We start from the raw sequence: 13,573 nt of genomic DNA on the forward strand, positions 1-13,573 counted from the left end.
GACCGGCCTGCGAACCGAGGCTCGCGAACCGAGGACCGGCCCGCGAACCGGACAGGCGTCAGCCCGCGAACCAGCGCACCGGCCTCGGCGCCAGGTTCTGGTACACGTGCTTGGCCTCGCGGTACTCGGCGAGTCCGGCGGGGCCCAACTCCCGGCCCACACCGCTCTTTCCGAAGCCGCCCCACTCCGCCTGCGGGAGGTAGGGGTGGAAGTCGTTGATCCAGACGGTGCCGTGCCGCAGCCGGCCGGCGACCCGGCGCGCGCGGCCCGCGTCGGCGGTCCAGACGGCGCCCGCGAGGCCGTACTCGGTGTCGTTGGCGAGCGCGACCGCCTCGTCCTCGGTGCGGAAGGTCTCGACGGTGAGGACCGGTCCGAAGACCTCCTCGCGTACGACGGTCATCTCGCGGTGGCACTGGTCGAGGATGGTCGGCTCGTAGAAGTAGCCGGTGGCGGGCCGGGTCGCGGTCGGTTCGGGGCGCTTGCCGCCGGAGCGCAGCACCGCGCCCTCGGCGAGGGCGGCGGCGACGTACGACTCGGTCTTGGCGCGCTGCTGTTCGGAGACGAGGGGGCCGCACTCGACGCCGTCCTCGGTGCCGCGGCCGAGGCGGATCTTCTCGGCGCGGCGGGCGAGTTCGGCGACGAAGCGCTCGCGGATCGTCTCCTCGACGATGAGGCGGGAACCGGCCGAGCAGACCTGGCCGCTGTGGATGAAGGCCGCGTTGAGGGCCTGGTCGACGGCGGTGTCGAAGCCCCCCTCGGTGGCGCAGGCGTCGGCGAAGACGACGTTGGGGTTCTTGCCGCCGAGTTCGAGGGCGACCTTCTTCACGGTCACGGCGGCGGCCTGGGCCACCTTCGTGCCGCTGATCAGGCCGCCGGTGAAGGAGACGAGGTCGACGTCGGGGTGTTCGGCGAGCCGGGCGCCGACCGAGTGACCGGGCCCGGTGACGATGTTGGCGACACCGGCGGGCAGCCCGGCCTCGACGAGCAGCTCGATCAGGGCGATCGTCGTCAGCGGGGTGATCTCGCTGGGCTTCACGACGAAGGTGTTGCCTGCCGCGAGGGCGGGCGCGATCTTCCAACTCGCCTGGAGCAGCGGGTAGTTCCAGGGGGTGATCAGCGCGCAGACGCCGACGGGCTCGTGCACGACCACGCTGTGCACCTCGGGCGTGCCCGCGTCGACGACCCGGCCGGGGGCCTCGCCGGCGACGAGGTCGGCGAAGTAGCGGAAGGCGTCGGCGACACAGTCGATGTCGACCCGGCCCTCTTCCACGGTCTTGCCCGCGTCCCGGCTCTCCAGCAGGCCGAGCTCCTCGCGGTCGCGCACGAGGAGGTCGGCGACGCGGCGCAGCAGGGCGGCGCGCTCGGTGACGGGGGTGAGCGGCCAGGCGCCCTGACCGCCGTCGAAGGCGGCGCGGGCGGCGGCGACGGCTATGTCCGTGTCCTTCTCGTCGCCCTCCGCGACCACGGCGAACGGCAACGCGTCCGCGGGGTCGATGATCTCGCGCGTGGCACCGGAGACCGCTTCGAGCCAGTCTCCGCCCGCGTGAATGGTCTTCCCCGCCTGCTGTTCCGTGTTGTCGGCCATGATCGGTATTGCCTTCCGTTCCTGTTCAGCGCCCCAGCGTCACCTAACTGTCACTCTCGGGGACTGCGGGCGCCTGCCCGGGACGTCCGTATGCATGCACAATCCATGGCCGAAAGTGGGCCGCGTCACTGAACATGCGGACATAAGGGGCGAAACACAGGACCGACCCGTCACCCTCAACAGCCACTCCGCAACGACACGGTCACAGTCACCGTGGCGGGCCCTCCCCCGCCCCCGTCGACCGCCCGTCCGTCGGCCGACTCCCGAATGAGGTCGGCGCCCGGCCGGAGCCCGTCGCGCACCCCGCCGACCCAGTTCGCAAGGGCAGCATCCGTGACCGCACCCCCGCACGCCGGGCCCCTCCTGGTCACCAACGCCGAACCTGACCGGTACGCCGAACAACCCGCCACCCTCAAAGCCCGCACCCCTTCTCCCCCACTTGCCGTCCTCCCCCTGGACGCCACCGACACCTTTGACTAGAGTCAAAGAAATATGGAGCCAGTCACGAACCCGGTGCCGCCCGACGGCAAGGACGTCGCCGCCTTCCGTCAGTTCAACCGGTACTTCACCCGCCGTATCGGCGCGCTCGACGACCACTACCTGGGCCAGGACCGCCCCCTCGGCGAGGCCCGGCTGTTGTTCGAGATCGGGGACGGGGTCTCGCTGCGCGAACTGCGCGGCCGACTCGCCCTGGACGCGGGCTACTTGAGCCGGATGGCGAAGTCGCTGGAGGCGCAGGGCCTGGTCCGGCTGACCGTGCCGCCGCACGACACCCGGCTGCGGCTGATCGAGCTGACCGACGCCGGTCGCGTCGAGGTCAAGGAGCAGCACCGTCGGGCCAACGCCCTCGCCGCCGGTCTCCTCACCACCCTCACCGCACCCCAACGCACCGAACTCACCCACGCGTTGGCGACCACCCAACGCCTCCTCCGCCTCGCCGGCATCACCGTCGCCCTCGTCGACGGAGCCGCCGAGGACGCCCGCGCCTGCCTCGACGCCTACGCCGCCGACATCGACGCCCGCTTCCCGGAGGGCTTCGACAAGGCGGATCTCGTACGGCCGGATGAGGTCACCGGGGACGCGGGGGCGTTCTTCGTCGCGTACGAGGAGGGGCGGCCGGTGGCCTGCGGGGCGCTACGGACCCTGGAGCCCGGCGTCGGCGAGATCCGGCACGTCTGGGTGCACCCCGACGCCCGCCGCCTCGGCCTCGCCCGCCGCATCCTCACGCACCTCGAACTGGCCGCCGTAGAACACGACTTCAGTGTCGTACGGCTGGACACGCATGCCGCGCTCACGGAGGCTCAGGCGATGTACCGGGCGTGCGGGTACGCGGAGATTCCCGCCTACGTCGATCACGTCTACGCGGACCATTGGTTCGAGAAGCGGATCACTGGTTCGAGAAACGGCTAGCTGGTTCGAGAAACGGCTAGCTGGTTCGAGGAGCGGCCGGCTGGTTCGAGAAGCGGCTAGCTGCGGGCCACCGGCCTCCCCTCCGTCAGCAGCTCCCTCATCGTGGCGCGCAGCCAGGCGTGGGCCGGGTCGGCGTCGTGGCGTGGGTGCCAGGCCAACCCGACCTCCAGGTCGGGGAGTTGGAGGGGGATGTCGAAGGTGACCAGGCCCAGGGTGTGGGCGATGGGCACGCTCCAGAGGCTGATCATGCCGACCAGGTCCGTGTCGCGGACGACGAAGAGCGAGGCCGGGAAGGTGCCCACGGTGGCCACCACCCGGCGTTTCAGGCCCAGTTCGGCGAGGCGTGCGTCGGCGGGGCCGTGCATCTTGCCGCGGCGCGAGACGATCAGGTGGTCGGCGTCGGCTGCGAAGCGTTCGGGCGTCAACTCCCCCTCCAGCAGCGGGTGTCCGGCCCTCACCACGCCGACCATCCGGTCCTCGTGCAGCTTCTCGACATGCACCTCGGGCGCCGTCGTGTCGACGACACCGATCTCCAGGTCGGCGGTGCCCTGCCGCAGATGCGGCGTGTCCACATGGCTCTCGGCGAGGAAGCGGACGCGGATACCGGGCGCCTCGGCGGCGGCGCGGGCGAGCAGCTGGGCGCCGTAGAGAGCCGGGAAGTAGTCGTGGCCGATGATCGTGAGCGTACGGCTGACGGTCCCGAGGTCGGCGTCCCGGCCCGGCGCGAACAGGGCCCGCGCCCGTTCCACCACCGCGCTCACCTCGGCGCGCACGGCCAGCGCACGCGGTGTGGGCACCATCTTCCGCCCGGCGCGCACCAGCACGGGGTCACCGAGCGCCTTGCGGATCCGGCCGAGCGTGCGGCTCATCGCCGGTTCGGAGAGATGCAGCCGGTGCGCGGCGCCCTGCACGCTCTGCTCCTCCAGCAGCACGTCGAGGGCGACCAGCAGATTCAGGTCCAGCCCTCCGCCATTTCCGGATTGCGTCACACGCATTCGCCCCTTGCAAAGGTTGCACTGGAAAGCAGGTCACCCCGAGCCTACGGTGACAGGGCACCCACCACCACACACCCACCACCACACCGGACTCCCTGGAGGAGCCGTGCCCTCGCGCGCCCAGAAGCCGACCCCCGAGCCCGCCCCCGACCGCACCCTCAAGCGCTCCACCCTCCTCACCCTCTGCGCCTGCGTTCTCGTCGCGCAGAGCATGGTCGCCGCCATCAACCTCCTCATCCCGCAGTTGAGTTCGTCCTCCCTGCACCCGTCCCACACCGAACTGCTGTGGATGGTCGACGCGTACGTCATCGTGTTCGCCGGACTCCTCATCCCGGCCGGCGCGTTGGGCGACCGGCACGGCCGCAAGGGTGCGCTGCTCGCCGGGCTGGCCCTGTTCGCGGCGGGTGCCGCCACCAGCGCGCTCGCGCAGAACCCGGCGACGCTGATCGCGGGCCGGGGCCTGTCCGGCGCGGGCGCGGCGCTGATCACGCCGGCGACGATGTCGATCCTGGTCCACCTCTCCGCCCCGGAACACCGCGCCCGCGCGATGGCGTCCTGGACCCTCGCCATCGGCCTCGGCGGACTCGCAGGCAACCTCGGCGGCGGCCTGGTCGGCCAATTCCTGTCCTGGCGTGCCCTGTTCGGGGCGATGGTCCCGCTGGCCGCACTGCTCGCCCTCGCGGTCACCCTCACCACCCCCCGCACGGAACGCTCCGCGCACAGCAACCTCGACCCCACCGGCACCGCCCTCCTCACCACCGGCCTGGTCGCGGTCCTCTTCGGCATCATCGAGGGCCCGGCCTACGGCTGGACCTCCCCGCGCATCATCACGGCCTTCGCGGCAGCCGCCGTACTGATCGCCGCCTTCACCGCCCACGCGCTCCGCTCCCGCACTCCGCTCCTCGACCCGCGCGTCTTCGCCTCCCCCACCCTCCGCGCGGCCACCCTCGGCACGGCCACCGGCTTCTTCGGCCTGTTCTCCCTCTTCTACGTCAACTCCCAGTACCTGCAAGGAATCAAGGGCTACGGCGCCGCCGTCACCGGTGTCGCGATCGTGCCGCTGACGATCGGCATGGCGCTCGTCCCGAGACTCGCCGTCCGCTGGTCGCACCGCCCCCGCGCGGTCATCGGCACCGGTCTCGCCCTCATCGGCCTGGGCCTGCTGGGCGCGTCCACCGCCGACGCGGGCACCCCGTACGGGACGTACGCCTGCTGGCTGCTGGTGATCTCGGCGGGCACCGGGCTCTCCATGCCCGCGCTCACGGTCGGCGTCGTCACCTCGCTGCCGCCGCACCAGACGGGCCTCGGCTCCGGTCTCGGCACCTCGGCCCGCGAACTCGGCGCGGCCCTGGGCGTGGCGGTCACCGGCACCATCCTGGCCGCCCACCCCGACCTCGCCCACGGCATGGGCCCAGCGCTGCGCACGGTCGCCCTGATCGTCCTCGCGGCCACCGCACTCGTGATCGTCGGCCACCGCGACCGCACGATCACCACACGCACTATCGCGTCCGACGAGAAACGCGTACTATCGCGTCCATCCGGTCACTCCTGATCGCCAACTCCCCACGCGCACAACCGAGTTGAGGAGCCCCTGTGCCGTCCGCCCTCCTGAACCCCGTCCTCGACCTGGTCACCCTCCGAGCCACCGTCACCGCCGCCGAACCGATCACCGCCCGCATGCGCCACCTGCGCATCGAGAGCGACACCCTCACCGGCCTCGACGTCCACCCCGGCCAACAGGTCCGCGTCCTGGTCACCGGCCTGACCCTGCGTACGTACTCGATTTGGCGCTACGACCCGTCCGGCGCCGTCGAGTTGTGCGTGCTGGACCACTCCGAGGGTGGGCCCGGGGCGCGTTGGGGGACGAGCGTCGGCATCGGCGACCAGGTGCGGCTGCGGAAGCCCGAGGGCACCTTCACGCTCCGGCCCGACGCCTCCCACCATGTCTTCGTGGGCGAGGAGACGGCCTCGGTCGCCTTCGGCGCGATGCTGGCCGCGCTGCCCGAGGGGGTGCGGGTCTCCGGTTGCGTGGAGACGGGGGCGGAGGATGACCGGTTGCCGTTGACCCACTCCGAGCGGCTCAACTGGCTTGTCAGGGGCGGGACTTCACTCCCGGACGCGGTGCAGGACCTCGCCCCCGAGCCCGGCGGCATCGCGTACGTCGCCGGGGAGGCTCGTACCGTGCAGCACGTCCGGCAGGTGCTCGTACGGGAGTTGGGCTGGGACCGACGGTCCGTGCTCACGAAGCCGTTCTGGGCGCCGGGGAAGCGGGGGTTGGAGTAGGGCTCCGCCGCCTGACCCCGGGCCACGGCCTATCCGCAGTTCGCGTCCGTCGGGCAGAAGGAGCCGAGCGCCGCAGTGAGCGGTGCGCGGACCACCCCGGGATCGAGGGACTCGGGGCCACTGGACCGGATCGCGTAGAGCGAGCCGCCCGCCGCCTCGAAACGACGGTCGATCACCCGGCGCGCACCCTTGTACGAGTCGTCGTAGCGATAGGTGAGTTCGGCCCAACTCGGGCCGGAGGTACGGTCGATGACCTGATACCCGGGCTGCCGCGCGAAGCCATAACCCGGGTCGTTCTCGGCGAGGTCGAGGGACTCGGCCGGGGAGTTCTCGGAGACGCGGAAGATCTGGAGGCGGCGGGTGCCGTCCGGGGAGTCGTAGGTGACCACCGGGGCCTGAGCGCCCTGCCGTTGGGTGCGGGTCCAGCCCCGGGGGATGTCGACGGTGAAGCCGGCCGGGTCCTGAGTACCGCGGTACGACCGGGCGGCGACCGATCCGGTGCCCGTCGCAGCCGTGCGATCGTGCGCGCCGCGGCCGTGCGTGACGTACCAGACCCCTCCCCCGGCACCCGCGCCCAGCACCACCGCGAGCGCCACCGCGAGGACCAGCCGCCAGGCACGACGGCCGGAAGCGGGCGCAACTACCGGAGCGGGAGCCGGAGTTGGGGCCGGAGTTGGAGCCGGTGGCGACACCCACGCCGGCGCGGTCAGCGAAGTCTGCGTCTCCGCCGTGGACCACACCGCCCAGGGCGCCTGCCCCCGCTCCTCACTCGGCCCGCGTTCCGCCGCGAAACGATCCCAGTCACTCATCACGAACCCCCCGAATCACCCACCACGTACCTCTTCCGAAGTTAGCGGCGGAAACAGGAAACGGGCCCCGCTCCGGCCGTAACCGGAACAGGGCCCGCGCAAGCCCGTGACAGAGCCGTCGAGAACGGCCCCGCAAGTACCTACTAGATCAGGCCGAGGGAGCGGACCGCCTCGCGCTCCTCCTCCAGCTCCTTCACCGACGCGTCGATGCGGGCGCGGGAGAACTCGTTGACGTCCAGGCCCTGGACGATCTCGTAGACGCCGTCCTTCGTGGTGACCGGGAAGGAGGAGATGAGGCCCTCGGGGACGCCGTAGGAACCGTCCGACGGGATGCCCATGGAGGTCCAGTCGCCGTCCGCCGTGCCGTTGACCCAGGTGTGGACGTGGTCGATGGCGGCGTTGGCGGCGGAGGCGGCCGACGAGGCGCCGCGGGCCTCGATGATCGCGGCGCCGCGCTTGGCGACGGTCGGGATGAAGTCCTCGGCCAGCCACTTCTCGTCGTTCACGATCTCGGCGGCGTTCTTGCCGGCGACCGTGGCGTGGAAGATGTCGGGGTACTGGGTGGCGGAGTGGTTGCCCCAGATGGTCAGCCGCTTGATGTCGGCGACCGTGGTGCCCGTCTTCTTCGCGAGCTGGGTCAGCGCGCGGTTGTGGTCGAGGCGGGTCATCGCGGTGAAGCGGTCGGCCGGTACGTCCGGGGCGGCGGCCTGCGCGATGAGCGCGTTCGTGTTGGCCGGGTTGCCGACGACGAGGACCTTGATGTCGTCCGCGGCGTTGTCGTTGATGGCCTTGCCCTGCGGCTTGAAGATGCCGCCGTTCGCGGAGAGCAGGTCGCCGCGCTCCATGCCCTTGGTGCGGGGGCGGGCGCCGACGAGGAGGGCGACGTTCGTGCCGGCGAAGGCGACGTTCGGGTCGTCCGTGATGTCGATGCCCTGGAGGAGCGGGAAGGCGCAGTCGTCGAGCTCCATCGCCGTGCCCTCGGCGGCCTTGAGCGCCGGGGTGATCTCCAGGAGACGCAGCTTGACCGGCACGTCCGCGCCGAGCAGCTGGCCGGAGGCGATGCGGAAGAGCAGGGCGTAACCGATCTGGCCGGCCGCGCCGGTGACGGTGACGTTCACGGGAGTGCGGGTCATGGCGTTCTCCGTTATGACAGCTGGCGGTGGGGCGGCACTGCCCCGGGGTGCGGGACGTACAAATGATCGATCTCTTGGCATCAAGAGATCCACCGGTCAGGCTATCGCGCATCCGCGATCCCGGACTCCCGGGTCCGTGTGGCCCAGCCCACAGCGCCGGGTCGGGGCACGCAAAAGGCGGCCGTCCGGCTCGGGAGAGGAACACCGGACGACCGCCGTGGGGGGAACCGAGGATCCGGAATCCCGTGGGGGTACTTTCCGCCTGCCCGAAACCGGAGCGGGCATTCCCCACGTACACCGAATCCCCACATTTCGCGGCCTAGGTCGTGCAGCCCTTCTGCCCCGACGCGAGCGTCACACACGCCTTCGCCTCACCGGCGTCCTTCACGGCGACCATCGGGGTGTACGCGATGGCGTCACCGGACGCCGTGATGCTGTCGGTCTCCTTCGCGGTCCCCGCGCTGACCTGCACGGAGTCCCCCGCCACACCGGTGGTGATACGGCCCCAGGCGGCACCGCAGGTCTTGCTGTAGCGGACCTCGACGACGGTCGTCCCGACGGTCGCGGTCTTGGCGGTGGTCACCGCGCCCGCCTCCGTCGTGCAGCCCATCGCCTCGGCGTCCTTGCCGGTGCAGCCCGCGCCCACGCACTTCACTCCGGCCGGCAGATCGGGGTTCGTGCTGACGGACGGCGCGGCGGAGGTGTGTTTGGCGGCGGCCTTCTTGCCTCCGCCGCCGTTGTTCGTGACCAGGAACACCGCCGCGATCACGACCAGGACGCCGAGAACCCCGGCCCCGAACATCAGTGCCCGCCGCTTGGCACCGCCCACACCCGGTGTGGGGCGAGGCGGTTCGCCGGCCGGGACCGGCGTCTCGGGCTGGGGCTTCGCGGCGGCCGCCCCGACACCGGAGCCACCGGACCCACCGGACCCACCAGACTGCTTCGGTCCCGAATACCCCGCGATCCCCCACGAGTTGGCGACCTTCGAAGGACCTTCCCGTACGTCCTTCGAAGGACCTTCCCGTACGTCGCTGTCGGGCGCCGCCGGCTGTGGCGGCACCGTCGGGGACACTCCCGCCGGGCCCGCGATCCCCGGGGTCGCGGTGACACTGCCGCCACCCTTGCGGGCCGTCTTGCCGCCCTTCGCGGGTGCCGCCGGTGCCGGGGCCGCCCCGAACTCCCCCAGCGCCGCTCGCGCCTGGGCGACCCGCATCGCCTCCATGGTCATGTCGTGCCGCATCTCGGAGCGGCTCCACGCACGCTCGGCGAGTTCCCACATCGTGGTCAGATGAACGGGACTCGTGCCGGTGACCTCGGCCAGGGCGACGATCGCGCCCTTCGGTGCAAGGAGCCGGCCGTTCAGATAGCGGTCCCAGGATGTCTTGCTGTAGCCCGTGCGGTCGGCCACCGCCGCGATGCTCAGGCCGCTGCGGTCCACGAGCCGGCGCAACTGGCTCGCGAACTCTCTGACCTGCGGATCGAGTTCATCCGGCAAAGCCCTCCAACGAGGCATTGCTTTCCCCCCTCTGCCCTGAATTGCCCACGCTAACGCGGTTGTTGGTCGGCTTCGTTGCATATCCGCAAACTTGTCAATACATCGACACAAGGACCACGACTCCCACGACAGCAGTGAGGAGCAGGAGAAGCAACAGCACCAACGTGTACCGGAGCAACCGTCCGCCCGGCCCGGGCTCCGGTTCCCCGGGCGGGGTGTCCCACCACGGCAGGGTCGGATCGTCCCGGTACTCGTCCCCGGCCTCGGCACGCTCGGGGACCGGCACCTGCCGGGGCCAGGCCTGGACCGCCAACTCCCAGCGCACGCCGATGCGTTCGGGGTCGGCGCCGGCCACCCGGCACAGGGCGAGCACGGCCTGGCGGGGCGGGGGCTGGGTGGCGTTGAGATAGCGGTGCCAGGAGGACTTGCTGTACGCGGTGCGCGCGCCGAGCGCCACCAGGCTGAGGCCTGTGCGGTCCTTGAGGAGGCGCAACTGTTCCACGAAGTGCCGCACCTCCGCCGGCAGTTCGTCCGGCAGCGGCTGCCAGCCGCCCATCGCACCTCCCCGGCGTCCTCGTAACCGTCCCCGGCACTGTCGTCGTAGCCGTCGTCGCTGTCCTCATTTGCCCGCTCCGAGCGAAATGACGACACCGGAAGGGGAACGGTTCCCTCGTCGCGGGGCGGTGCGCGGCTCGTAGCGAAACAGTCACCCCCCTGCCACAGCGCGCCGACAGGCATTGAACAGGTCCCGCACAGCGCGGCACGGTGAATGCAGACGGCGGCGCGTCCTTGCTCGGGGGAGAGGACGGGCCGCCGTCGTGTGTCGTGAACTGCCGGGCGCGGCAGGCTAGTTGGAGCTCACCGTGTAGTGCAGGGTGTCCTTGAGGTACGGGATCGTCAGCCACGGCTTCGGCTGGGCCATCATCGCCAGCAGGACGATCGCGAGGCCGAGCACGCCGTAGGTGACGATGTCGGTGAAGCGGGAGCGGACGGCGAGCATGCCGACGTCCGGCATGACCCAGCGCAGGACGGCGCCGGCCAGGAGTGCGGCGCCGATGAGCAGGGTGCCGTAGCGGAAGACGTCGAAGGCGGTCAGCAGGAGGCCGAGGCCGACCGTGCCGAGGACGGCGAGGATCGGCCACTGGCGGGCCGGGGCCGGGGCGTCGCCCGCGGCTGCCCGGCCGCCGCCCTCGGGGCGGGCGGTGTCGCGGGTGAAGAGGGGGAAGCGGCGGGTGGTGCGGCGCGGTTTCCCGTCGGCGCCGGGCGCGCTGACCGGGTCCGTGACCTCGATGTCGTCCGCGCTCCCGGTGTCCTGAGCGTCTTGGACGTCCTGGATGTCTTGGGTGCCCTCGGTCTTGCCGGGGTTGTTGTCAGGCGACACTGCGCTCCGCCGCCTCGACCACGTTGACGAGCAGCTGGGCGCGGGTCATCGGGCCGACTCCGCCGGGGTTCGGGGAGATCCAGGCGGCGACCTCGGCGACGTCCGGGTGGACGTCGCCCACGATCTTGCCGTCGGCGTTGCGGGAGACGCCGACGTCGAGGACGGCGGCGCCCGGCTTGACGTCCTCGGGGCGGATCAGGTGGGCGGAACCGGCGGCGGCGACGATGATGTCGGCGCGCTTGAGGTGCGAGGAGAGATCGCGGGTGCCGGTGTGGCACTGGGTCACGGTGGCGTTCTCGCTGCGCCGGGTGAGGAGCAGGGGCATCGGGCGGCCGATGGTGACCCCGCGTCCGACGACCACGACCTCCGCGCCCTTGATCTCCACGCCGTAGCGACGGAGGAGGGTGAGGACGCCGTTCGGGGTGCAGGGCAGGGGGGCGGGCTCGTTGAGGACGAGGCGGCCGAGGTTCATCGGGTGGAGGCCGTCGGCGTCCTTGTCCGGGTCCATGAGTTCGAGGATGCGGTTCTCGTCGATGCCCTTGGGGAGCGGGAGTTGGACGATGTACCCGGTGCAGGAGGGGTCCTCGTTCAGCTCGCGTACGACCGCCTCGATCTCCTCCTGCGAGGCGGTGGCGGGCAGTTCGCGCTGGATGGACGCGATGCCCACCTGGGCGCAGTCCCGGTGCTTGCCGGCGACGTACTTCTGGCTGCCGGGGTCGTCCCCGACCAGGATCGTGCCGAGGCCGGGCGTGACGCCCTTCTCCTTCAGCGCCGCCACGCGGGCGGTCAGATCGGACTTGATCGCGGCTGCGGTGGCCTTGCCATCGAGAATTTGGGCGGTCATGGACCCATCCTCGCGGATGACGCCCTCCGGGTTCCAATCCGGGTACACCCCGGGTGTATCGCCATGATCACTGATGTTGCACTTACACAACACCTATGGAATGCCGCTGGACAAAATCCAGCCCCGACTAGAACGATGAACGCCGCAGTACTGCGGTAGGTGTTGGGGGGCAAGCCGCTCATCTTGTGACATACCTCCGCGCAATCCGCATCGTCCCCGCATTGCCAACGGAGGAAAACCCGCCATGAGTTACGACCCGAACAACCCCTACGGGCAACCGCAGCAGAACCCCCAGCCGGGCTACGGCCAGCCGCAGGGCCAGCCCGGGTACGGCCAGCCCCAGGGCGGCCAGCCGGGCTACGGCTACCCGCAGGGCGCGCCTCAGGGTGTCCCGCCGCAGCAGGGTTACGGCTACCCGCAGCAGCCGGCGTACCCCGGCTACCAGCAGCCCGGTTACGGCGCGACCCCGCCGTACGCGAACTGGGGTCAGCGTTTCCTCGGCACCCTGGTCGACATGCTCGTCTTCGCCATCCCGTACGTGCTGTACATCGTCGGCATGACCAGCAAGAACGGCGCGCTGCTTGGCATCGGCGCGCTCCTCCTCCTCGGCCTCGGCATATGGCAGCTGATCCGCGAGGGCCGCACCGGCCAGACCGTGGGCAAGCAGGCGCTGGGCATCCGCCTGGTCCGCGAGAGCGACGGCCAGCCGCTGGGTGTCGGCATGGCGTTCGTCCGCCGCCTCGCCCACTTCCTGGACGGCATCGCCTGCTACATCGGCTTCCTGTGGCCGGCGTGGGACGCGAAGCGCCAGACGTTCGCGGACAAGATCTGCGGTTCGATCGTGATCCGCACCCAGTAATTCACCGGTTCGCGTGTTCGCCCCGGGGCGGTATCACCAGGTGGTGGTATCGCCCCGGGGCGTTTCTCCGCCCCTACTCCGGTCCTACTCCGGTCCCTCTCCGGTTCTCCTCCGGTCCCCCTTCGGTTCTACGGCAGGAACGGCGCCGCAAAGACTGCCTGTACCCGGCAATGACGTCCCGGACGGTGCGGTGCGAAGATCACGGCTTGCCCAACTCCCTTTCCAGTGAGGCAGGTTCACCCGTGAGACCCATCCGTCGAACCGTCCGCCACACCGCCCTGCTCGTCGCGGCCACCGCCGTGGCCCCGGCCCTCTTCCTCGCGGCCCCGGCACACGCGGCCGACGCGACATCCACGTCCACGGTCGTCGCCGCGTACTCCCCGGTCGACCCGGCGACGGTGGACACCATGTCGGACGACGACCTGCGCATCGCGGTCCTGCGCATCCTGGCGGACCCCGACTCCGGCAAGGGCGTCGTCCGCGAGGCCAACAAGGCGCTCAACGGCACGGTCGACGACCTGCGCACCTTCCTGAAGACCGGGTACCGCCTGGCCCAGGCCGAGGACGACCGCGTCGCCGTCTTCCGCATCCTGGCCGACCCGACCATCAGCCCCGCCCTGCGCGCGGCGGCGGAAGCGGTGGTCGACGGGACGCCGGAGGAGTTGCGGTACTTCATCGCGGTGGGCCAGTACGAGGTGGACGGCTGAGCGTCGTCCCGTAGGCGCGTCCGCCGGAGACGTGCAGGGCGGGTCCGCAGCGGGTGTGTGGGTGGGTCGGGG

14 protein-coding genes are annotated in these 13,573 nt (G+C 71.1%); 6 read left to right on the forward strand and 8 right to left on the reverse strand.

Going from position 1 to position 13,573, the window contains the following annotated elements; translation table 11 throughout:
- Positions 1-58: 58 nt before the first annotated feature.
- Positions 59-1,585 carry an aldehyde dehydrogenase family protein gene (locus tag ACIBK4_RS06000; protein ID WP_398992498.1) on the reverse strand — a complete coding sequence of 509 codons (1,527 nt, stop codon included), beginning with the start codon at positions 1,583-1,585 and terminating at the stop codon, positions 59-61.
- Positions 1,586-1,918: 333 nt separating this feature from the next.
- Here ACIBK4_RS06000 and ACIBK4_RS06005 point away from each other — a divergent pair, with 333 nt between their 5' ends.
- Together ACIBK4_RS06005 and ACIBK4_RS06010 are read left to right on the forward strand one after the other, a co-directional pair.
- Positions 1,919-2,065 (forward strand): hypothetical protein, encoded by a 147-nt coding sequence (locus tag ACIBK4_RS06005; RefSeq protein WP_398992500.1) that lies wholly within the window; start codon positions 1,919-1,921, stop codon positions 2,063-2,065.
- A gap of 12 nt (positions 2,066-2,077) precedes the next feature.
- Positions 2,078-2,995: a GNAT family N-acetyltransferase gene (locus ACIBK4_RS06010; RefSeq protein WP_398992502.1), complete on the forward strand. Its 918-nt coding sequence runs from the start codon at positions 2,078-2,080 to the stop codon at positions 2,993-2,995.
- A 56-nt stretch (positions 2,996-3,051) separates the two neighbouring features.
- On the opposite strand, the gene ACIBK4_RS06015 is transcribed toward ACIBK4_RS06010, so the two are convergent.
- On the reverse strand, positions 3,052-3,990 hold the full coding sequence (locus tag ACIBK4_RS06015) for a LysR family transcriptional regulator (protein WP_398992504.1): 939 nt from the start codon (positions 3,988-3,990) through the stop codon (positions 3,052-3,054).
- Positions 3,991-4,096: 106 nt separating this feature from the next.
- Between ACIBK4_RS06015 and ACIBK4_RS06020 the strand changes: the two genes are divergently transcribed.
- Positions 4,097-5,542, forward strand: a complete 1,446-nt coding sequence (locus tag ACIBK4_RS06020) for an MFS transporter (RefSeq protein WP_398992506.1) — start codon at positions 4,097-4,099, stop codon at positions 5,540-5,542.
- Between the two features lie 41 nt (positions 5,543-5,583).
- Positions 5,584-6,273: a siderophore-interacting protein gene (locus ACIBK4_RS06025; RefSeq protein ID WP_398992508.1), complete on the forward strand. Its 690-nt coding sequence runs from the start codon at positions 5,584-5,586 to the stop codon at positions 6,271-6,273.
- 29 nt (positions 6,274-6,302) lie between these two features.
- Here ACIBK4_RS06025 and ACIBK4_RS06030 read toward each other — a convergent pair whose 3' ends face one another.
- The 6 genes from ACIBK4_RS06030 to ACIBK4_RS06055 all read right to left on the reverse strand — a co-directional run bounded on the left by ACIBK4_RS06030 (position 6,303) and on the right by ACIBK4_RS06055 (position 11,935).
- Positions 6,303-7,082 carry a hypothetical protein gene (locus ACIBK4_RS06030; protein ID WP_398992510.1) on the reverse strand — a complete coding sequence of 260 codons (780 nt, stop codon included), beginning with the start codon at positions 7,080-7,082 and terminating at the stop codon, positions 6,303-6,305.
- A gap of 143 nt (positions 7,083-7,225) precedes the next feature.
- Positions 7,226-8,215 carry a malate dehydrogenase gene (locus tag ACIBK4_RS06035; protein ID WP_398992512.1) on the reverse strand — a complete coding sequence of 330 codons (990 nt, stop codon included), beginning with the start codon at positions 8,213-8,215 and terminating at the stop codon, positions 7,226-7,228.
- Between the two features lie 319 nt (positions 8,216-8,534).
- Positions 8,535-9,728, reverse strand: coding sequence for a helix-turn-helix domain-containing protein (locus ACIBK4_RS06040; RefSeq protein ID WP_398992514.1), 1,194 nt, complete (start codon positions 9,726-9,728; stop codon positions 8,535-8,537).
- A gap of 76 nt (positions 9,729-9,804) precedes the next feature.
- Positions 9,805-10,266, reverse strand: a complete 462-nt coding sequence (locus ACIBK4_RS06045) for a helix-turn-helix domain-containing protein (protein ID WP_398992516.1) — start codon at positions 10,264-10,266, stop codon at positions 9,805-9,807.
- A 291-nt stretch (positions 10,267-10,557) separates the two neighbouring features.
- Positions 10,558-11,046 carry a DUF3017 domain-containing protein gene (locus ACIBK4_RS06050; RefSeq protein ID WP_398992981.1) on the reverse strand — a complete coding sequence of 163 codons (489 nt, stop codon included), beginning with the start codon at positions 11,044-11,046 and terminating at the stop codon, positions 10,558-10,560.
- Positions 11,047-11,080: 34 nt separating this feature from the next.
- On the reverse strand, positions 11,081-11,935 hold the full coding sequence (locus ACIBK4_RS06055) for a bifunctional methylenetetrahydrofolate dehydrogenase/methenyltetrahydrofolate cyclohydrolase (protein WP_398992517.1): 855 nt from the start codon (positions 11,933-11,935) through the stop codon (positions 11,081-11,083).
- Between the two features lie 244 nt (positions 11,936-12,179).
- Here ACIBK4_RS06055 and ACIBK4_RS06060 point away from each other — a divergent pair, with 244 nt between their 5' ends.
- Complete coding sequence (locus ACIBK4_RS06060) at positions 12,180-12,794, forward strand: RDD family protein (protein WP_366431156.1); 615 nt, start codon at positions 12,180-12,182, stop codon at positions 12,792-12,794.
- A 242-nt stretch (positions 12,795-13,036) separates the two neighbouring features.
- The gene (locus ACIBK4_RS06065) at positions 13,037-13,501 is read left to right on the forward strand and encodes an ALF repeat-containing protein (RefSeq protein ID WP_398992519.1); all 465 of its coding nucleotides are present in this window, start codon (positions 13,037-13,039) and stop codon (positions 13,499-13,501) included.
- Positions 13,502-13,573: the final 72 nt, after the last annotated feature.

Origin of the sequence: Streptomyces sp. NPDC050528 (assembly GCF_044457795.1) — a bacterium.
GTDB lineage: Bacteria > Actinomycetota > Actinomycetes > Streptomycetales > Streptomycetaceae > Streptomyces.

Coding starts and splice junctions, on each gene's coding strand:
- ACIBK4_RS06000 (WP_398992498.1), bottom strand. CDS start 1,585: ATGGCCGACAACACGGAACAGCAGGCGGGGAAGACCATTCACGCGGGC.
- ACIBK4_RS06060 (WP_366431156.1), top strand. CDS start 12,180: ATGAGTTACGACCCGAACAACCCCTACGGGCAACCGCAGCAGAACCCC.
- ACIBK4_RS06035 (WP_398992512.1), bottom strand. CDS start 8,215: ATGACCCGCACTCCCGTGAACGTCACCGTCACCGGCGCGGCCGGCCAG.
- ACIBK4_RS06010 (WP_398992502.1), top strand. CDS start 2,078: ATGGAGCCAGTCACGAACCCGGTGCCGCCCGACGGCAAGGACGTCGCC.
- ACIBK4_RS06040 (WP_398992514.1), bottom strand. CDS start 9,728: ATGCCTCGTTGGAGGGCTTTGCCGGATGAACTCGATCCGCAGGTCAGA.
- ACIBK4_RS06015 (WP_398992504.1), bottom strand. CDS start 3,990: ATGCGTGTGACGCAATCCGGAAATGGCGGAGGGCTGGACCTGAATCTG.
- ACIBK4_RS06055 (WP_398992517.1), bottom strand. CDS start 11,935: ATGACCGCCCAAATTCTCGATGGCAAGGCCACCGCAGCCGCGATCAAG.
- ACIBK4_RS06030 (WP_398992510.1), bottom strand. CDS start 7,082: ATGAGTGACTGGGATCGTTTCGCGGCGGAACGCGGGCCGAGTGAGGAG.
- ACIBK4_RS06045 (WP_398992516.1), bottom strand. CDS start 10,266: ATGGGCGGCTGGCAGCCGCTGCCGGACGAACTGCCGGCGGAGGTGCGG.